This window comes from Bacillus sp. K2I17, assembly GCF_002209985.1.
GTDB classification, from domain to species: domain Bacteria; phylum Bacillota; class Bacilli; order Bacillales; family Bacillaceae_G; genus Bacillus_A; species Bacillus_A wiedmannii.
The window spans coordinates 1-21,333 of record NZ_NJGF01000137.1 but is presented as its reverse complement, the minus strand read 5'-3'; the positions used below and the strand labels follow the sequence as shown (position 1 = coordinate 21,333).

Here is a 21,333-nt window from a genome sequence, read left to right as displayed (position 1 = left end):
TTTCCTCCTAGAACGTAAAAAAGGACACACCTGTACCGTTGGGATGGTACGTAAGGTGTGTCCTTTACGTGAATTATGTTTTATTTATATAGTTGTTAATACAAATATAATGGTATTTTTACTCAAATGCAAGAATAATTTTAGAATCATAAGTTTGCTATAGGTTGAATCAAAATCTAGAATGCAGTCTTACTAGAGGTACCGCCACATGCCCATCAAGCTAAAATTTTATAGTACCCCCAGAAAGAAATTTTGTACTATTTTGTAACAAAATGCTCATTTTTTCGTTTTGAGGTATTTGCGTTTCTTAGCTTGATAGCGATGTGGCGGTACTCCATATAGAGGAGAACAGGTTATTAATTAGTAAAATAAAGAAAAGGCACTTCTCTCAAAGTGCCCTCTCTCACTACTTGATCTACATAAGTCTTTTCTTACAGCACAAATATATCCGGGTTCCCACCCAATTCTATTTTACTACATTCGTTTATAAAGTTTAATTAATTTAATGCAAATTAATTAAAGAAAAGACACCCAAAGGTGCCTTCCTCCGACTTGAACCACTTTAATTTTAATAATATGTATTGGACTCCCATCCGAATATTATTTTACCATGTTAAGTATTATTGGTCATTGAGAAAAAATAAAAGCACTCATAAGAGTGCTAATCCTTCAATCTAATGTTTTTTACTAGATTTTTTATGTCCTTTATTTCGTTCACAAGCTACACCATCGCCATCACGATCTAAATGTGAAGCATAAGCTGGGCTATCTGGAGTTATATCATAATAACCGGCATTATTTGCATCTGTACAGTTTGCAAAGTGTACTTTCTGTTGTTTAGGTTCCGCTTGTTGCTGAGGTGCTGTATTAGCTGCAGCTTTTTGTTGCTCCTGTTCTTTTGCTCGAGCTGCTTCTTGTTGTTTCTTTTGTTCTTCCTGTTGTCTGTGAGCCTCTTCTTGTTTGCGTTGTTCATCTAATCGCTTTTGCCCTTCAGCCTTTTTCTGTTCTTCGGCTTTTTTCTGTTCTTCTATTTTCTTTTGTTCCTCTTCTTTTTTAGTTCCTTGCTTTGGTTCTTCTGATGTACTTGCTTTATCATTTGATCCACAAGCAGCCAATCCCATAAGTAACACACTGCATGCTAAAGCCATTAATAATTTTTTGCTCATAATTTAATTCCTCCAAGATATATAAAATGTAATATTTCTGGACAATCTTATCAAAATTAACATTCATATATCGTTATATCGTGTCGAATAAAATAAAAAAACACCCTAGGTTGCCTTCCTCCGACTTGAACCATTTCGATTTTAATAATATAGGGTACGGCCACATCGCTATAAAGCTAAGAAAATAAAACTACCCCCAGAAAGAAATTTTGTGCTAACTTATTTTTTGGGGGCAATTCTACATTCTTAAGTTGATAGGCATGGGGTACCGCCAGCATTTCGGAAAACCTCCACGTTAATATTATGCAAGATTTTATACAGTTTTTCGGAAAATCCAGTAACAAACAATAACCCTAAAACCACGCTAGAATAGGAATGTATAAAAAAATGTATAGATTCATAGAACTAAAAAAGAAAGTTTCCTTGTGAGAGCAGGATTCTCCTTTTTCTTGCTACCGATAATGAGACGTTATGTTAACCTAACAAGTATAGAGGAATTAGATATTAATTTTTTATTGAGAGTGGTAATCTTGAAAAGGGTATTTCATGCAAATATCTAAGCTGTTTAATCAAATTTCAAATGAAAGGGTTGTATAAAATATGGAAACGAATGAGTTTAAAGTTACACCTGAAAAACTGAAAGGTAAGACAGTGGAAGATCTTGCTATTACTACTGATGCTGTAGTTATAAAATTTACTGATGGTACGTTTTTAGACATGTATCTCGATGAGTCTGGAAAAACATTAAAAACATCAACAAACAAGCTGGAATGTTAAAAACTATAAAATATCTTCTTAAACTATAAGATGCTTTAGTTGAGCAAAAAACTAAAAATTTTCAACTTCCGCTAACGGTAATTATGTAAATAAGCTGTCCATATGGACAGCTTATAGTATAGTTTTTTCCGAAAGGCTGGCGATACCCTAACTAGGTTTAATTTGAGGCTTACCAACTATTAATCAAAGAAATTGTTCAATTCTTTACTCATTACGTTCGACGTTTTTTGCTTTGGTTTCTCAATTTTATTAAGCAGCGAATGCGTAGTGTTATTCTTATTTTTTTGCTGAGCTTTCAAGTGATCTTGGCGCTCTTTGTAACTCATACGTTTATATTCTGGTTGCTTCTCATCATTTCTCGAATTATCTTCCCTATTTTTTTCTAGGTTTTCATGAACCGTAATACTAATAGATTCATAAACTTTTGCTACATCTTCATCTAGCTTATTTTCTTTGGTATGATTAAGCATTTCTTCAACTGGAACCGTATTGATATCTACATGTGTTTCGTATGACTCTGTTATTGTAACGGGAATTGAAGTAGGTTCTATACTCGTCTTTGCAGTTCCTATTATTTTAATGGGAAGTTCACCAGATGAGAATGTTTCTAACTGTGGTTCAGTTTCATCAGGAATCTCGGAATGAATAATGGAATTCTTAGCCCAATCTTGCTCTAACATAGTAATAGATAATTCTTGGTTTAGTTCTACTACCTCCATGTTTATTTCAAGGCATTCGTCCATAAGAGATAATTCTATATCTATGACTTCCTCCATATCTTCTTTCACGACTGGTTCCGTTATTGCAGTGCTTATACTTTCTATATGTGTTTCCTCTTGTACGGTTCCATTGTCTTCGCTTGGAATCGCTACTTCATCTGAAATAGTATTGTCAGATGAATGAGTAGTATTAACACTTGGTTCTTCTGGTATACTACTATTATTTGAAATTAATACTTTACGAGGACCATCCCCTGTGTAAGAACTTACAACTAGATTTTGTTCTAACTTCTCAATACATTGCATAGCTTTCATATAGCCGATCTTGAATTTTCTTTGCAGAATAGATGGCGAGACTTGTTGTGATTCAATAATAAATTCCCTAATATCTTCATACAGCTTATTTTCAACTTCATCATCAATATCTCCCTGCCGGTTCATAGCTGCAGGATCATTAGGTAAGGTTTCATTTTGGGACTTGTGTTCCTTATAATCCTCTAATGATAAAATGTGTTGATGCTCCCCGTTTGTTTCTATGGAGCTATTCTGTTCAATCTCAACTTCTCGGATAGGCGGTAACGGTTGTATTTTCTTCATGTTTTCTGCATCTACATGCTTCATAGGATTTGTTTTTGCAATAGATTCATTAATAAGGCGCAGACGTTCATTTTCCCAATATTGGCCTGTTTCTATATCTACTTGAATGATTGCTTGGGAAAATTCTTCTTTTGGTACAAAGTTACTTGTAATTTGTTGTACAGGTTGCACATGATTATCTTGTACGATACGAGCAGCACAGATGAATGCACCTTGTGCCATGATATCTCCTGGTGACATAACAACTTCTTTTGTTTTCTGATAGGTTGATCCTAATCGACTAACAGGATTCTCTTGCATAGGAGAAATACCTTGTTCAGATTCCGCCTCTTTAAATTCCTCTTTCTCACCAAACATGTCAGAGAAGATCTTTGCATCATATGGCGTTACATCTCCAAATATCATTTTGTTACGGAATGAGCCCAGTAAGGTAAACATGTATTGCTCTGTGAAGCCGAGAGCTAATTGAGATAGTGTTTGGCTAGCGATTGTTAGAATTACTTTATATTTACGAGATTGTGCAGGGAATTCTTTAAACGGCCGTACAAATGTGTAGCATCCTAGCCCGAGAGGGCTGGGGTAGCTACTAACCCTTACGGGTCGCGATAGGTAAAGCTTTGAAGTTATCTCTACTTTTTCCCCCGCCCCACACCGTGCGTGCGACTTTCACCGCACACGGCGTTCCATCGGTTCAGATTGATAACCCCTAACAAATTTAGTTAGTATCATCCTTATTCTTTGCCTCGCGATTAAGATAAGGTGAACAATGAGATATATTTCAAATGTGTAGCAGCTCACGGTATTTCTTTAGTTTCGGTAGTTTGTATAAGATACTGCCTTCTAAGTCCTTTTGATGTATAAGCTTATGACATCTTATGCACATGGTGGCAAGATTGCTGAGTTTGTTGATTTTCTCTAAAGGTAGTCGATTATTAACGTGATGGCAATGTATGTTAGTTGGAATCAACCCTGTCTTACATATTCGGCACTTTCCTTTGTCGCGATTATATGCATAATCGCGATTAAGTATATATTCAAAGTTATAGAGTCGTTTATTCTTAGTTTGTCTAAGCATCTGATACAAGACCATTTGGTTGATTTGGTCGTTCGAATAAATGGTTGGTCTCATTTTCTTATCGACCTTGCCATGTCTTCTCGAATAAATTATCCTTCCTATCTGTGTATAGGGGGTCGTATCATAATTGTATAGGAGTGCTTTAGTACTAGGTGTAAAACTCATTTTGGTTAATCCTATCTTAACTCCATCGACTTCAACGAAGGGAACTTTGGTTTTATGCCCTTTATGCCTATCTTTACGATTATCAAGATTTTCAGCTGGAGTAAGCATTTTTTCGAATACTCCTCCACCATGTTTGTTCTTAATAGACTTGTAGAATGTATAGCGTATTTTGTCATCGCATCTAACGAAGATTCTAGCAGAATTTCCTATACGGAAATAATTACTAATACCAATAATTTTGGCGTTAATAAGTTCTATTTGGGCGGCAACATCGTGAGAGTTGGTTGTTTTCCGAACATTGTATGTATCTCGAAGAATTTCTCTCATTTTAGAGTTTAATTTCTTTTTGTTCGGTATAGCTTTTCCTGCAATACGGTTTTTCAGTCTCATCTTTTCAGCTCTGATGTCGAATCCTAGGAATTGGGCTGGCTTCTCTCTCATATCGGTAATAAATGTTTTCTCCTTTGATAATTCTAATTTGAGTATATGTTTGTAATACTTATCGATTTTAGTCAAGAGTGTTCTTGCCTGTGCTTTATCCTCGCATAGAATTATCCAGTCGTCTGCGTATCTAACAAGAAAACATTTCTTATGTTTTCTAACTACTTTTCTAAGTCCTGTACTGAAAGCGTGTTTAACAGTATAACGCGCGTAGTGTTCTTCGAACTCTTTAGCTATCATCCAGTCAAAGTTATTTAAGTATATGTTCGCTAACAGGGGAGATATAATTCCACCTTGTGGAGTTCCCAACTCCGTAGGGAAAAGTTGATTATCTTCTAGTACACCTGCTTTTAACATTTTCTTAATAATAGTTAGGAATCTCTTATCCTTTATGCCCATATTCCACATTATTTCAACAAGTTTATTATGGTTAATATGGTCAAAGAAACTTTTGATGTCACCTTCGATGGCTACGTACGTTTTTGACCTAGAAATGGTATTCAAGATTCTGCCTATCGCATAGTGACATGAACGATAGGGACGAAAACCATAACTATGGTTGAAAAACTTCGCCTCCGCTATGGGCTCTAACACCATTCTTGCTGTTTCTTGGATTATCCTATCTATCATGGCTGGGATTCCTAGAGGACGCTTTTTACCATTGCCCTTGTCAATGTAATGCCTTCGAACGGGTTTAGGTTTGTAGTTGTCTATGTGTTCCCAAATGAGTTTGATAAGCTGTTCCGTTTCCATTTGTAGGTAGTAGTTCACGTCTTTCTTGTCAATTCCGACCGTTTTACTCCCACGATTGCTTTTAATGTTGTGAATTGCCGTTTTAATAGTCTGCTTGTTTTTCATTAGTTCTATCATGCCATGAAAAGAAGAGTTATCTTCTTTGGCCTTTTTGTATATTAGGTCTAACTTATCTTGGAGCTGTGCTTCATTATCTATCAAATGTCCTTTAATCCTCATTACATCTCCCCATTATTCAAGCGATTGTAACGATGTGCTGTTTAATTCCCACTCTAGAAGAGGTTCATATAGACATTTGAAATATCCATTGTTATTCTGAATCGACTGGTCCCCTTCGCTCCACGGACCTTACTCCGCTTCCTCACTACTACGAGACCGCTGCCACTTGCATTGTTTCAAGCAGGATCACACTCCCTATGGCAATGCAAGCTTCCCAAGTTCCATTTGTTCTATCCCTTATTTTACATTCCTTTAGGTGCCCACTTTACGCCGACGGTACTCACCAGTCTTGAGTAGCTCTAACATACTGGTTCAGCATAATCGGTAATTACGAAACCGATTATGTGCAAGGATTAGAATTTCGAACCTCTCCTTGTTCCCGTTATTCCTTCCGATTGCTCACGTTAAGAAGGGATTCCCTCACGACGCTTCAAGACATGGATTCCTTTCGTCACCATTGGGATGTTTTTAAAGACCACCGCACCATATAGGCATTAGTGAGTTGTGCCATCAGGTTACGACCTTACCTAACTTCAGACCCTAACTCGTGTGTAAGTTAGCGCATGTAGGGGTATCATGGCTAGGATTATTGAGCTATTATCCTAGAATGGGAGTTTCACCCATAAAATTCGAACAAATAGTTAGGCTGTGTAAGAGTCAGCCCCTCCATTTCACGCCGCTACGTTTATAGGAGAACTTGGCGTACCATAATCCGGAAACTCATCGACAATAATGTGGTGGTAAGGTGAGATGTTTGGCTCTCTACGGAATACTGCATTCTGCATACTTAACAATATAAATTTTCCTAATACGTTTGAAAGGTCTGCTAATTCCCCTTTCGCAGTATTTACAAGTAAAATGCCACCCTGCTCTAAATGGACATCGAAATCAAAATCGGATTTACCAAATAAAACACGTCGTATTAAAACGTTTGAAGCTAAATCTTTTAAGATATTGCGTAAACCTTTTACATATTCTTCTTCTCTGTCATAATGCATCGGTTGTCCGCGGTATTTTCCAGATTTATAAACTGCTGGTTCACCTTGAAAATCCATCTTTTCACGAATAGTATTATTAAACCACTCTTCAATTCCTTTTATAATCTTATATTCGTTTTTTTGGTCACGTGAAGCAGCTCCGGTTTGAACAAAATCATATAGCTTCTCTACTTGGACCTTTAAAAGCTTATGCATACGGTGAACACGTTCTACATCATCGTAGGGTAAGCGCCCAACGCCTTTTCACATTACTGTGATAGGTTTTCAAACGCTCCCCTCCGAACCGTACGTACATGTTTCCATGTATACGGCTCTCCACTTATCCTCTGAGTTTCAATCTAACCTTCCAGCGTGCAGGTCAACATGACACTTTTTACACAATGCTAGTGTCTTGCGGTTACGAGCTATCATGATTCTTTCCCAATGTTGTTTTCCTTTTAGTTCTTTGAGTTTTTTAACATGATGCATTTCGATAGCGGTGTTTTCAGTTTGACACCACTCACATTTACTAGCCTGAAGGCGTCTGATTAGACTATTGCGTCCTGCATATATCATAGTGTTTGGAACGATATCTATTTCTTTATTAGTAGTTGGATTTTCATAAACCCTTTTCAAAGGTTCATTATAGAAGTATCTATGCTTCTGACCAGTTTTAGTTGTGTAAGAAATTCTAAAATTGCCTTCATGATTAAACTTTTTCATTATTTTGCTGACTGATAGTTTGTATTTGTTTGCAAAAGTTTTTACCATGCTGAATTTCATAATGTAGCGAAACTTCTGTAGGCTGTGTACATTTTTTGCTAGTTTATAATAATTATATAAACCTCTAATTTCACTATTGTATATACTTAGAATTTCTAAATTGTCGGAGTTTATTAATTCGGCCCTATGAATAGACTTCCAACTACTATCTTTTTCGATTTTAAGAACTTTGAGCTCCTTAAGTTTTCCAATCCATTTTTCCTTAGGCATGTAAATTTCGCACTTGTTTGATGCATACCTTTTGGCTATTCTACTGTTTGAGGCTTTGTATACAGCCTGAAGGTTACTTATAGTTACATCGTATCCAAGGAATCTCGCTTTCATTTTGCCGTGTGTAATGAGTGTTTTCTCTGATGATAGTTCAAGATTTAGTTTATTCTTTAGAAAAGCCGTAAGGTCTTTCTTTACTTCTTCTGCATCCTGTTTTGAACCAATTATCCCTATTAGGAAATCATCGGCATATCGTACATACTGAATTCTCTTAAAGCTAGAATCCATTAATTCTACTGAACTCATTGTACGTATATCTTTTTGAAGCCTTTTCACTTCACTTGTAATTTCAGTTAATTCATTGTGTGGAGCCAGTACTTTTCTATCTGCGAATTTCTTTTTTAAATACCAAAGTCGCTTATATTTTTGGGTATATACTATGTTGTTTTGTCGGCGTGTGCCTTTATCAAATAGTGTTTTATACTCTTCGATATACTTATCAAGTTCATTTAGATAAATATTTGATAGAATTGGGCTGATTATTCCTCCCTGTGGAGTGCCACTATAAGTATTATTGAATTTCCAATCCTCTAAATAACCCGCTCTAAGAAATTTCCAGATTAAATTAATGAATTTTTCATCTTTAATTTTTCTTTTTAGCAGTTTAATCAAAATGTGATGGTCAATATTGTCGAAGAAGCCTTTGATATCACCTTCTACCCACCACTTAACTCCTTTGAAGATTTTAGTTGCTTGTGTTAGTGCTGTATGACAACTACGATTACGTCTAAATCCATGAGAATTGTTAGAAAAGGTCGGTTCGAAAACAGCTTCTAGGATGTTTCTTACGATTTCTTGAACTAATTTATCATCTATAGAGGGTATCCCTAAAGGCCTCTTTCCCCTATTTTGCCCCTTACTGATATATACTCTGCGAGATGGAGCTGGTTGATAACTTTGGGTTTTAATTCTTTCGATAATTTTATCGATACGTTCCAAACTCATACCATCAATGGTATGCCCATCTGTTCCTCTAGTCATGTTCCCTTCTTTTGCATATATTTTTTGATATGCTGCAAAGTAGAACTCCTGGTTATATAGATTCCGATACAGACGTTCAAATTTATAAGCTGGGTTAATTGTTTTTTTATTCAGATTGTCTAATACTGCATTTGGATTTCTCATTGTGTCTCACACACCTTCCAATTTTGTTTTAGACCGGATAAGTTGCCTTCCTTCGCCATGTACTAGGCTTTCCCTAGCTCGGACTACTATGAAGGCTCCGTTGCCTTATTGGGTATTCAGAAGTCACACACCTTGTTAGTAACTTGGTGTCATTCTTCATAGCCAAATTCGCATGTATGCCGGTGGCATCCCAACTTAGGCAATCCCCATTTAGATAGATAAAGAATAGCTTTCATAATGTCGGATGTGACGTTCGACCTTTTTCCACTTACTGTGGCTGGGAGGGAGAGACTCACTGATAGCTTATATGTACGACCTAAACTATCCTCTTTATAACCTTGTTCCCTAGTAATGTATCAACTACCTTTCATTACTCGTATTGCTGACCACCCTGGGTCTATCATTCAAGCAGTGTAGCCTTCATCCTTATTTATGAGTTTTACCTTGCCATTCAGTCGTGATCTTAGTAGTTGAACAACTTATGACTTTATCACCATGCTGTTTTCCCCTTCAGGTTTCCCTTCTAGGTGAGGTGATTGGTAATAGGTCTTTCGTGAGCTAACCTAGATTAGTGCTATTTAATCAATTCTAAATCTACCCTTATGGGCGCACATACATCTCAATTAAGTCGTCGAAGGTTACGTCTTTTTGTGGGTTGTGTAGTTTTAGTAAATAGATATGTTGTTTAAGGTGGTTACGCTGGGCTTGTTCAAAGAACGCATTGTTAGATTCAGACAAACCTTGAATAACCATTGCGAAAACCTCTGCTACTTTATCAACGGGTCCTCGCAGAATGTTTATATTTTTGGTATCAGGATTAGTTGGATCGATATAGTAAACGGAGCTTGCAGGGATCTTATGTGCTTGTACCAACTTAAATATTTTTTGACATAAATCATTACTTGGTTCAATAACAGTCACACCATTTAAAAATGTTCCTTTTACTTCTTCTGTATCATAGTCATTCTTTTTATACGTTGTTTCAAACTTATTTATGAAACGTACCATCCAGTGTAAATCTTGATTTATCATAGGAATAATTAAACTTGATGTTTTACCAGAACCAATCGGACCAATAATAATTCCATTTAGCGTTCTATCTTTCCCCTTAATACGAACCATTTCCTTATGCTCAATATGAGGTCCAATTTCTACATCAGGATATATTTGTTCTTCTTGGCCATTAAACCATTTTTGTAACTTGTGATTTTTATATTCGTATTTTTGTGCCCACTTTAATATCTCTCCTCGGTAACGAACAATATGGCCACTTACCAAAGTATAAACAAAATCATAAATACTGTAGGTAAAAATACAAAAATCAAAGTGAGTGTGTGAAAATTTCCTGTTAAAACCTGGCCTATTGCCTCATATTCACCAAAATCGATATGTTTTGATCTATCTGTGAGATAAGGAATAACCTTTGCATGAATCGGAGCAGTTGCAAACCATAAAAATTGGATATCAACTGCAATGTGAGAGGTAATTAAAATTAACAAATTTCCATTTTTGACATGTAAAGCAGGAATGCGGCTGTAAAACCTAAAGCTAAATTCTCCTAATAGTAAAGAGAAGAACATTAAAATAAGCGGTATATATGTAATTTCTATAGGATAAGGCGGTGGTTCAAATGCATAGTAAAGTAACTTTATGTAGTTTACTAGACCGAATCCAAATGAAAAAATAAATCCACTAATTAAGGTGAGTGTAGTAAATAACGGTAACCGTTGTTTAAGTGTCCCCATAGAAAATCACCTACATCTTACAGGTATATTTGAATTTTATGATGGAATGTGAAGCGATTATTGAATTCAGGTTTAAATTGCTCTTTTGATTTTTCTAAAAAGAATTTCGCTGCATCTTCGGTTTGTTTTAAATATAAATCAATACTACTTCTTTCACATAGTTGGTCATATTCTTCTTGAGAAAGTACCGCAATATTCACCTCTATTTTTTTATTTGTTGCCGTTTCAATTATGACATCGTACCAAAAGTAATTTGGCTTTCCTGGAACTTGGATATCTTGTAGAGAAACATTAAACGTTGCACCCTTTTCTGTAATATGTTTAAGTACAAGTTCTGGATTCTTAAATGCTTCTCTTGCAGAGAGCACTCCCCCATGCGTTGTTGTTGCAAATTGTAAATTCATTATCATTTTCCACCTTTCTCCATATAAAAAAAGACAAGCGACACCCACTGTAAAAACAGCGTGTGTCGCTTGCCTTAATTTCATATGTTCTGATTTGATTGTAGTTTTCATTATATGTTCAAGCGTTATTCTAACACTTTAAATAATAAAAAACAATATAATTATATAGATTTATATAGAAAACAATAGATTAATATAATTCTACAAGTTTACGTCTTTTCGGATGAATGTTATTTGCAGTACGTACCAGGATCTGTTCATCCGCTTCTATAGTGACACTTTCATTTTGTAAGGATAGAAGTAGAACGTTGTGATAAGCGTTCATTAAAAGAATATCTCTAGGTTTTTCACGTTTCGGATAAATAACAACAAGTGGAACGCCTTCGTCCCCTTCTTTTCTTGAAAATATGACATCGTCTAGTCTAGCAATCATCCGGTAATCATTTTCATTTCCGAAAATAAAGAAGAAATCTTGGCTAACATCTTTATCTCTCCTATACGTTCGTCGAAGGCCTCCATCTATTGGTTCTTTGAACGCCTGAACCCTTTCAACAAATGCGTAACGCCAATCGGCATCTCCTACTGAACGTTGAGATAAAGATAAAAGAATATCGTGTTCAAAGTTTTGATTATCATCTTTTCCAAGGATGATATCTGAAATTACATCTCCAGCATTTTTAAGTGAGCAGACGTGTACATGTAGATTGGGTAGATTTATTAAAATTTCATGATATTTCCGTATAGAAAATAATAGATTTTTCATCCGCACGTATGGTGGTTCAGCATCTTCTGCAAGGAACATAGATTTGTCGTACATAACAAAAACAACGGTTATATTCTCATTCGTTTTTTGTGCAAATTCTATGTACTTACCTACTTTTTCAACTAAGGTAGCATTTGTTTCTTTACACATATCCATCTCGATATAGATATTTTTACCTAGATATGAAATATGTTCATCAGGAATCAAAGGCAACTGGTCATCCTCAATTTGCATATTTTGTTTCTGGTAAAAAGAACGAATATCCATTTTATATAATACTTTATTGGTTTGTGTTTTCTTTCTAGTCGCTAGAAGAGTACGGATAATGACCTCGCGTGAACATATTGTGTGAAAAGAAGTTGCTCGTGAGTACCTTCTTTTGGAACTTTTTTTGGGAATTCTCCCTATCTCCATTAAGAATTCAATTGTTTTTTCCTTTAAAGAAAATAAGGCACGTTTCGTAATGCTGTCATCCCTTTTATCTATTTTTTTGGTTAGCATAGCCCCGTATTGTGAGTATCGGTCAAGCTTTGTAAATATGCTAGCTTCAGAACATTCTCTTCCCTCAAATGCACTATATAACATTGTGATTTGTCGTGTTGTAAGAGCTCTTTTGTAATATAAAACTGTTAAGATAAAAACGTCTGCTTCTTTTAAGTGAAAATGTTTTTTGGTACCTGGTCGTTTATATTTATACACTTCTCCGGACAAAGTATACACCTCTTATGTTGAATTAGATTTAAATTAAATAATTATCATTTTTAATATACTATTACATTGATATATGAATTGTAAAACAAGAAAATATGAATAAGAGGTTTTGCTTTTCAGAGACAGCAAATTTTGTACACCAGAGTTGGGATGGTAACTACAATTATAAATCTCTTATAAATTATGGGTTTATATGGATCTGTTAAATCTTTTATATTGTTAGGCCGATATACTACTAGACATCTAACAATAGTTATAATGAAATTTCATTAATAAAATAATGTTATGGCGTACTAACATTTATTAGATAGGAATAATAACATTTTGATTGATTACAATTATTTAAGAATTATAAAGAAGCTTTTGATAACAAAGAGTAGTTTCCCTATATTTTTTTAGAAAGTAAACTTTTTATTGAAGTGCCCTCTCCTACTTTTGTTACTGATTTATTGTGAAAATTCAACTTATTTTTTTAGGTGTTTTATCTTATATAATTATAAGTTCATTTAGATAAATAAATAATGAGTGTTTCTATTAAATCGTTAGTACGTTAAAAATGTGTCTACATGTGCTTAACATTAAGGTTCCATTCACATAAAATTAATTAGTTGTTAATTTTATGTGAAGTTCTAATTGCTATCATCATTCCTACTAAATTAATAAGACTTTTAGTGTAATGTAAGTATCACTTTGATGTTAATAAGATAAGAACTTACTGTTAATAATCCAATTTACATAAATTTCATAGCAGTGATGCAATTTTTTAGCATAATACTATTAGAATGTCTTAGTTTAAGAGATTATTTACAGGGATTTTAAGAACTATTGCATCAGTTAGCTTAACCTTTGACTCTCTTTTTAACATGTTAATTATAATTTGAGATGATTTCTGTTGTTCATATGAAATTAACAGCCTCTCCTAATGGCTTTCTAAGATTGACTGAAATTGACAAGGAATTGTATTCAAATGAGGCAGAGAGCATATTTTTTTCTGTCAACATATACATTCATGTGAACTAACAAGTACTAGGTAAAGAACAGTGCATTAACATAACATTAACAATTATCGTCCTTATAAGAGATAAATCCCTTCAAAACAACTAAGTAATAAAAAAAAACTTAGTGTGAATGGTTATAAGATCTTCATGAAATCTCCTTAGTAATATATATACGCACGTACGATATCAGTTGTTTGAATATTGAATGCTTTATATGTGATTTATATAAGTTGTATAAATAAGGTTTATATATAAAGCTTATATAAGAAGCTTACAAAAAAATAATATCATATTATGGTGTGAATATAATTTAATTTATTGTTGTTATAACGGTGTTTGTATATACGACTTATATATAAGGTTTATATCTAGGTCGTATATTATTATTTGTGAGTTTCGTGTTAATAAAAACGAGTGATTTTTCCTGTGTTTTTATCAGTTTTTTTAAAATTATTTTATTACCCGTAATTAAAATGTAAATCACATGAAATTTCAGATTGATATAACAGGTATACACGTTATATATACGCTGTATATATAAACCCTTATAAAACATAGATTCTTTATGATTTAATTAATATAGGTCTTACATATAAGTTCTATATATAAGTTTTATTTATAATGACTTGATATACAACGTGTAATGATGTACTATGTTTCTAGGAATAATTAACCAATGCTTTAAGGGGGGGGACAACTTGAACGAGGTTTTAAGTGAAAAATATCAAACAATCAAGTTTGCAGATGAAGTAGTAAACATGTTTGCTGATATACTTGAACAAGATGAGATACTCTACAGTGTATTTCTATACATAGGAAACGTAGTAAATAAACAATTTCAAGAGACAAAGTACATGAGAGGCATATCGATTAATGAAATAGTGGAAAATGTAGTTATTGATAGGAGAGTAAAGAAGAAAAAAGGTAAATCCTATTCATTAGAAGTTGAACGTACGAATATATCTAGACGTTCAGCAGAAATAAGTGTGAGTACGCTATCATCAATGTCTTTAATCTATGAAAAGACTATGCATCCATATAAATTTTTAATCTCAACTTATAGAGGGCAACAAGTACTTATTGAGTTAGGGAAAAGAAAAAAAGGTAAATAAGGAGAGATAAAATAATGGCAAAAAACTTCTTGAAAAATGAAGTAGCAGTTAAAATGACAATGGTTGGATTTGGTCAAGCTGGTACTAGAATGGTAGATAAATTTGCGGAATATACACATACAGATGGCACAGCAGTATATAATTGCTTAGCACTAAATAGTAATGATGGTGATCTAGCTGAATTAAAAAATGTACCAAAAAGTAATCAAGTTTCACTTAAATTAGGTGGTTTAGGTAAGAACCCTGAGCGTGCGTTAAAAGTTCTTGATTCAAATGAGGAAGCAAAAGATAAATTAAAAGAATTTATTACTGAACGTGTAAGACCTTCTGATGAACTTGTTTTATTCTTTGCAGGTTTAGGTGGAGGAACAGGAACTTCTACAATCATTAAAGCTATTGAAGAATTTTCGGCTTTTCATAATAAACCAGTAATCAGACAAGAATTACAAAAAGTTGCTCAGCAATATCCAATGTCTGAAATCAAAGCAAATCAAGCAAAGTTTGCGAGAATTGCCTTTGAAAATGCTATTGAGCGCAAAGATTTTATTAAAATGGGGATTGTTGTAACACTTCCTGTCCGAGCAGATGGGCCGGATGTATTACGACAAGTAAATAAATTTTCACAGGAGATTTGGAAATTAGCAAATGATAAATCCAAAGGTGTAGCCTTTGTAGTATTTGCTGATAACCAGCACTTCTACGATGAATTTAAGGAATTAAATGAAAATGAGAAAAAAGGTATCGCCAATTCACGAGATTATGCAAACCAACGCATTAGTGAAATCATTCATGAGTTAAATACCGCTGCCAATGGATCTGGTACATCTGTAATACTTGATTCTCAAGACTTTAAGCGTATTTTACTTGAGAAAACGGGCTGTTTAGTAATTAATAAGGTTTCACGTAATATGAACCAGATAGAAAATAGCCATGCAATTATCGAGATGTTCCAAGAATCATTAAGAGGTAGCTCTTTCCATCCCCCAATTGATTTGATGAAGAAGAATAACGACGGTTCTGTAGAAGCGTCAAAAGTACATCATTTTGGTATGCTTGCTATCTTAGATGAGCAAAAAAACATTAATGATTCCTTTATGGATGATGCTAAGGTAGAAGTTTCAAATAATCTACCTATAAACGGTACAGTTTTTAATGGATATTTGGTAAGTAAAAATGATTTCTTAGGAAGTGTATATACGTTCTATAAAACTGATGCATTACCATCGAGATTATCTAAAGGATTAGTTGAAGAATTTAATGAGTTTAAAGAAAGACAAAGCCAAATTCAGTTTACAAAGTCTCAAATTAGTACTATCGAGAGTATTGATGAGGATGAGGATTTAGGTTTTGCATTTGGAGATTTTATCGATATGGGTAGTGACGAAGAAAATAATAATGCTGGAGCAAATGAAGATGAAGATTTAGCAGATTTTCTAGATCCAGATAAGATGTTTGGTACTACAAAATAATAAAAAAGTCTGGACTAAGTTCCAGACTTTTTTATTATTCCACAGAATTCATAAGAGATTTTATATAATCAATTATATTATCCTGTATATACTGTTCAATGAAGAGTTGTTTTTTACCCAAATCTTCCTCTTTTTTAAACCATCCTACCTTTCTAGTACGTTCCTCTGCAGCTTTACTATTCCACAGGCCTTCTGCCTGCTTTCTTAACTCCTGACGTGCCCTATGCTCAATAATGAAATTATCAAGTCTATCTTGGCGCTGTCGTAATTTTATGGTTTCTGCATCTTCGGGTTGTGGTAACTGTTTAAGTATACTGTCTACCCTCTCTTCGTAACGAGACTCAATATGTTTTATTTTTTCTTCTAACTGTTTAGCTACCATTTTTTCAATGATTTCTGCAGTTGCCTGAAGGTTTAATTCAGTAGACACTTCATTTGATTGATTTTCTAGTGATACAGGTCTTAAATCGAATTGGTGTGGTAATAGGTCAATAATTGCATCTAAAGACCATTTCTCATCCCTTTTCTGCTTAATAAATAGAGCAATTTCAAGATCTAATGTATTATAGAGTTTTTCATTTGTATTTTGGGTTCTTAACGTTTCGTGGAGCCCTTTTTCCTCTAAAATATTGAACCAATTATAAACGGTATTGTGATGACGTCCAACTAGTTTAGAGAATTCAGTTATTCGCCATGCCTTTTCAAAAATATTATCATCTAATATGTCATCATCGTTAATTTGATGGTTTTGTGATTCGTTTTTTTGTTCAATCATAGTAACAACCTCCTTAAAAATCAACTCATGAACATTCAATTTGAAATTAACATGTGAACTGAGATTAACATGTTAGGTATTATTTCGCTAATATGTATGAGAATCCCTATGTATTCAGTAACTCACATGAAATATAAAACTAACATGTAATTGAATGTTTGTTAACAGAACATTGATTATTGATATAGAATACGCTTGATTTATTGGTGCTATTGTTACCCCAAAGTATATAAATGGCAATGTTCTATCAATGGATACCTCTATCTTTTATGTTAGCAAGATTAATGATAGTTACCATGAGATTAACATAACACGTTACTCAATACTAATGATAAGGAAATATAGGTGTTTTGTAAACAAGTTATGAGGAGATAATCAATGATAGTGCGGAAAAATAAGCTGACGTGAGCTAGGAAATTTTAATTATAATGTATAATGTCTAGAAAAAAAGGTAATAATATAATCAAATTAGTAGTATTTTATGAGGATAAATATAGCTAGGGATATAGGATTAGAATTAATGCGAATCGACTTTAAGGTTCAATGTCCACTCTATGTCACGATCAATATGATATTTACGAGTATTTTAATAGTGTATGGAATATTTGAGATAGATTTATGTCGCTGTGTTAACATTTGTGATTTTCAGTTAATTCCAAGATGTCATTTGTTTAATTTTCAACAGGATAGCTATTGTTAAAGGTGGAAATAATCCAATTTGAACGGAGTTCTAACCCCTACTGACATTAACATGAGATATGAGATTAACATAGAAAGATTTTTTGGTAGATAAATATCAATGTCTTGTCAACCGAACTATCATTAGTTATCGCTGTATTGGTGGTGTTCGTATTAAAGCACCCTAATTATAAGGGGGCAAATATATGAAAAACTCATTCAAATTAACGGAATAAGTATTTTAACACTCTGTAATATTGCTTAATTTAGTGAAGGAACTAACATACGATTAATTATAAATTGATTCCATTACCAATAACTACCCTCCTATTATTAACATAAGATCGATATTTAAACGCATTACTATAATTTATTGTCAATTTCATGTTAACCAAAAGGATAAAATGTTAATACGGTAGTTTTATATATAATATTGATAAATTGAACTTTGTACATGATTAGAAGGTTTATATGTTGTTAGTACTTAATTTATTTATTATAAGTTCATGTCACAGAATTAATAACTATTAACAATATTCCTATTGTAAACTGTTTTTTATAGGATTGTTAATGAGTATTTACACTTAATGCATTAAAGATGTTGATATGAAATTAACATTCATTCCGGGTTTTGTGATTACATGTCAATGTCTGTTGATATGTAAATGTGAGTGCGCTTTGCAAAGAGGTTATTTTTTGCCCATATGACATCAATAACAAAGATAATGTAGTTTTGAGAGTTCAATTGTATATAAAGATTATAGTTTTGTGTACAAAAGATCCAGGTCTTTTGTAGTAATCATTTAAATATAGTAGTACGCTAAAAGGATTGATTGACATGTAAAAGTTAGTTTAAATGAAAGTGGCGAAGATCTGAATGTATAATCCCTTAAATCTACACTGCTATCGTTAACATGAGATCGATATTTAAACACCTCACTATATTCTATTGTCAATTTCATGTTAACTAAAAGAATGAAATTGACAATAGTTTCATAAGTTTCATAAGTTTCATATAGATTATTGATAGATTGAACTTTGTACATGATTAGAAGTTTTATATCTTGTGGTAATTAATTTATTATAAGTTCAAGTTACAGAATTAATAGCTATTAACAATGTTTCTATTTAAAAAGCGTTTCCCTATAGAGTTATTAATGAGTATTTATACTTTATGCATCGAATTCGTTGATATGAAATTAACATTTACTGTAGGGTTTATGATTACATGTCAATGTCTGTTGACATGTAAATGTGAGTGTGCATTTCGAAGAGAGCTTTTCTTGTTCATATGACATCAATAACAGGGATAATGTAGTTTTGAAAGTTCAATTGTATATAAAGATTATAGTTTTGTGTACAAAAGATCCAGGTCTTTTGAAGTGATCATTTAAATATAGTAGTACGCTAAATGATTTGAATGACATGTAAAAGTTAGTTTAAATGAAAGTGACAAGGATCTGAATGTATAATTAACATATAAATAATTATTGGTTGAATCTGTTGCAAATATCCGCACCACTATCATTAACATAAGAGTGAATTTAAGTATTGTACTATATTCTGTTGTCAATTTCATGTCAACCAAAAGAATAAAATGTTAATGTGATAGTTTATTAATAGATTGAAATTTGTATTTGATTAGAAGTTTTATATTTTGTTAATAAGTAATTAATTTATTAAATGTTTATATTACAGAATCAATAGCTATTAATAATATTACTGTCAAAACGTTTTTTAAGATAGTTGATGAGTATTTGTATTTATTACATAAAAACTATTGATATAAAATTGACATTTCTCTCTGGTTTTTGATTGACATATCAATGTCAGTTGATATGTCAATGTGAGTTTTTGATAAAAAGTGGTTTTTTCTTGTTCATTTGACATCAATAACAGAGATAATGGAGTTTGGAAAGTTCAATTGTATATAAAGATTATAGTTATTTGTATGAAAGCTCCAGATTTATTGGAGTAATTTCTTAAATATAGTAGTGTGCTAAAAGAATTTATTGAAATGTAATAGTTTTTCTAAATGAAAGTGATAAAAATCTAAATGTATATTGTTATTAATAGATGGTTATTTTTAATTTTTTCTATTAAGAAGTGTATCTTATAAGATGTGAATGATATCTAATATAAATACTTATTCTATTAAAATGTTGATATGAAATTAACAATTCTCCTTGGATTTTTCTTTACATATTAATGTCGGTTTATATATGAATGTGAGTGCACTTAATAAAATGGGCTTTTACTGTTTACATAATATTAATATGGAAGCGATTGTATGTTAAGTAGTTATAAAAATTGCAGATTTTATGTAAATAATCTTCTGTGCATTGTATTATTCTAAAAGTTGTTTGATTAATATAGAGGTTTGTTTAATTAACTGTATTTTTAGATTAGATTAATGGATATATATGGAAATCGGAATAAATATATGTGCACAAGGATGCAATCAAGCTATTGACTTTTAAAAATTATAGATTTATTCTTATGTGTGAATGGCAATTATTCAAGATTAATATACAAATTAATAGATTTAATTTCTAGCTAAACGGACACACCGAAGGCACATAACCTGCCATTGGTGTGTCTTTTTTTGTATATATAACATTTGAGAGGGAGAATCCAGGCTATGAATGAAATTGTAAACCTGAGTAAAAAGAGATTTACAAAGTATTGTGAGGATAATAAAACATTTGAGGAAAGTATTAATCGAATGATTAATCATTACTTTTTGCAGTTAGGTAATAGAACGAATATCTTACAAGAAAGAGAATTTAATAACGAAGTTGAAGAACAAAAATTTAAAAATAATGTAAAACGTTTTGAAACGTTATTCCCAGCAGCAGCTAAGAATGCGTTTTTAAAAGGGTATCAACTTTGCCTAGAGTTTATACATCATCCTGAAACACAAATTCCAGACACTTTATATACTGATCCTAACTTTATAAAAGATATTCCTTTTGCCTTAGCAAATGCATCTGAATTTGAATTATACGAAATCATTCGAACAGATGAAACACAAGAGTTTTGTGTGTTTGCCGTACGAACATATGAGGGGATCCATTCATTACTAGAACAAGTATTCTGTGAAATCGCATTCGCTGGTGCTGAATGTGCTTTTGAACATGAGCGATTGGAAAAAAGGTTTTGAATTAGAGAAAGGTCAGATTACCTCGTTAACCAAAGCTCCTGTAGATCGTCTTTTTGCTATTACGCCTTCAATTAATGGAGTTGTTGTGCATGCAGAAGAGCATTGTGAGATCTGGAATCTAAATTGGAATAGTAAAGTAACAATTGATGATCCTTTTATTGAGGTTGCTGAGGTTACATTTATTTATCAAACAAAGGATATGATTCAAAAAAATATTGAAGATGGTGTTTTATACTACAGCATTCTTTATCTTGATACACCTTTACATGAGATACAAAATCGATTAGAAATACGAGTAAAACTAAATTCTGATTTGGGGGCTCCACGTCCAATGGAACAAGTTGAAATGGAGTATATTCTGAATGAGATTATTGAGAAGGTCCATCTTCAGGCACAAATTCCAATTGAAAACATGATTTTAATCCAACGTTAGAGTTTGTAGGAGGTT

At 32.9% G+C, this 21,333-nt stretch carries 9 protein-coding genes and 4 pseudogenes; 4 read left to right on the top strand and 9 right to left on the bottom strand.

The annotated features are described in order from the left end of the window. Nucleotides 1–674: 674 nt before the first annotated feature. Entirely contained in the window at nucleotides 675–1,166 is a 492-nt protein-coding gene (locus CER22_RS31305) for an excalibur calcium-binding domain-containing protein (RefSeq protein ID WP_088610527.1), read from the bottom strand. A gap of 600 nt (nucleotides 1,167–1,766) precedes the next feature. On the opposite strand from CER22_RS31305, the gene CER22_RS33455 reads away from it, so the two are divergent. After that, the gene (locus CER22_RS33455) at nucleotides 1,767–1,943 is read left to right on the top strand and encodes a hypothetical protein (protein ID WP_179192144.1); all 177 of its coding nucleotides are present in this window, start codon (nucleotides 1,767–1,769) and stop codon (nucleotides 1,941–1,943) included. A gap of 179 nt (nucleotides 1,944–2,122) precedes the next feature. Here CER22_RS33455 and CER22_RS31300 read toward each other — a convergent pair. The 7 genes and pseudogenes from CER22_RS31300 to CER22_RS31270 all read right to left on the bottom strand — a co-directional run. Next, nucleotides 2,123–3,805 (bottom strand): annotated as a pseudogene (locus CER22_RS31300) (DNA translocase FtsK); the annotation flags it as partial. 232 nt (nucleotides 3,806–4,037) lie between these two features. After that, complete coding sequence (gene ltrA, locus CER22_RS31295) at nucleotides 4,038–5,912, bottom strand: group II intron reverse transcriptase/maturase (RefSeq protein ID WP_076775021.1); 1,875 nt, start codon at nucleotides 5,910–5,912, stop codon at nucleotides 4,038–4,040. A 707-nt stretch (nucleotides 5,913–6,619) separates the two neighbouring features. Next, a pseudogene (locus CER22_RS31290) lies at nucleotides 6,620–7,132 on the bottom strand (DNA translocase FtsK); the annotation flags it as partial. Between the two features lie 111 nt (nucleotides 7,133–7,243). Beyond that, complete coding sequence (locus tag CER22_RS31285) at nucleotides 7,244–9,067, bottom strand: reverse transcriptase/maturase family protein (protein WP_088610524.1); 1,824 nt, start codon at nucleotides 9,065–9,067, stop codon at nucleotides 7,244–7,246. Between the two features lie 612 nt (nucleotides 9,068–9,679). Next, a pseudogene (locus CER22_RS31280) lies at nucleotides 9,680–10,812 on the bottom strand (DNA translocase FtsK); the annotation flags it as partial. A gap of 17 nt (nucleotides 10,813–10,829) precedes the next feature. Next, entirely contained in the window at nucleotides 10,830–11,216 is a 387-nt protein-coding gene (locus CER22_RS31275) for a hypothetical protein (RefSeq protein ID WP_373452627.1), read from the bottom strand. A gap of 190 nt (nucleotides 11,217–11,406) precedes the next feature. Further along, nucleotides 11,407–12,690, bottom strand: coding sequence for a replication-relaxation family protein (locus CER22_RS31270; protein ID WP_088610523.1), 1,284 nt, complete (start codon nucleotides 12,688–12,690; stop codon nucleotides 11,407–11,409). Between the two features lie 1,696 nt (nucleotides 12,691–14,386). Here CER22_RS31270 and CER22_RS31265 point away from each other — a divergent pair. Both CER22_RS31265 and CER22_RS31260 read left to right on the top strand, forming a co-directional pair. Beyond that, on the top strand, nucleotides 14,387–14,800 hold the full coding sequence (locus CER22_RS31265) for a hypothetical protein (protein WP_046956052.1): 414 nt from the start codon (nucleotides 14,387–14,389) through the stop codon (nucleotides 14,798–14,800). A 14-nt stretch (nucleotides 14,801–14,814) separates the two neighbouring features. Continuing rightward, the gene (locus CER22_RS31260) at nucleotides 14,815–16,269 is read left to right on the top strand and encodes a cell division protein FtsZ (protein ID WP_088610522.1); all 1,455 of its coding nucleotides are present in this window, start codon (nucleotides 14,815–14,817) and stop codon (nucleotides 16,267–16,269) included. Nucleotides 16,270–16,303: 34 nt separating this feature from the next. Here the strand turns inward: CER22_RS31260 and CER22_RS31255 are convergent, their stop codons facing one another. Then, a complete protein-coding gene (locus tag CER22_RS31255) occupies nucleotides 16,304–17,044 on the bottom strand; it encodes a MerR family transcriptional regulator (RefSeq protein WP_088610521.1) in 741 nt (246 codons plus the stop codon). A 3,319-nt stretch (nucleotides 17,045–20,363) separates the two neighbouring features. Between CER22_RS31255 and CER22_RS31250 the strand changes: the two are divergent. Next, nucleotides 20,364–21,318 (top strand): annotated as a pseudogene (locus CER22_RS31250) (hypothetical protein). The last annotated feature ends 15 nt before the right edge of the window (nucleotides 21,319–21,333 follow it).

Bases quoted from the DNA above. Each gene is read 5' to 3' on its own strand.
- CER22_RS31260 (WP_088610522.1), top strand. From the start codon at position 14,815: ATGGCAAAAAACTTCTTGAAAAATGAAGTAGCAGTTAAAATGACAATG.
- CER22_RS31255 (WP_088610521.1), bottom strand. From the start codon at position 17,044: ATGATTGAACAAAAAAACGAATCACAAAACCATCAAATTAACGATGAT.
- ltrA (WP_076775021.1), bottom strand. From the start codon at position 5,912: ATGAGGATTAAAGGACATTTGATAGATAATGAAGCACAGCTCCAAGAT.
- CER22_RS33455 (WP_179192144.1), top strand. From the start codon at position 1,767: ATGGAAACGAATGAGTTTAAAGTTACACCTGAAAAACTGAAAGGTAAG.
- CER22_RS31285 (WP_088610524.1), bottom strand. From the start codon at position 9,067: ATGAGAAATCCAAATGCAGTATTAGACAATCTGAATAAAAAAACAATT.
- CER22_RS31275 (WP_373452627.1), bottom strand. From the start codon at position 11,216: ATGAATTTACAATTTGCAACAACAACGCATGGGGGAGTGCTCTCTGCA.
- CER22_RS31305 (WP_088610527.1), bottom strand. From the start codon at position 1,166: ATGAGCAAAAAATTATTAATGGCTTTAGCATGCAGTGTGTTACTTATG.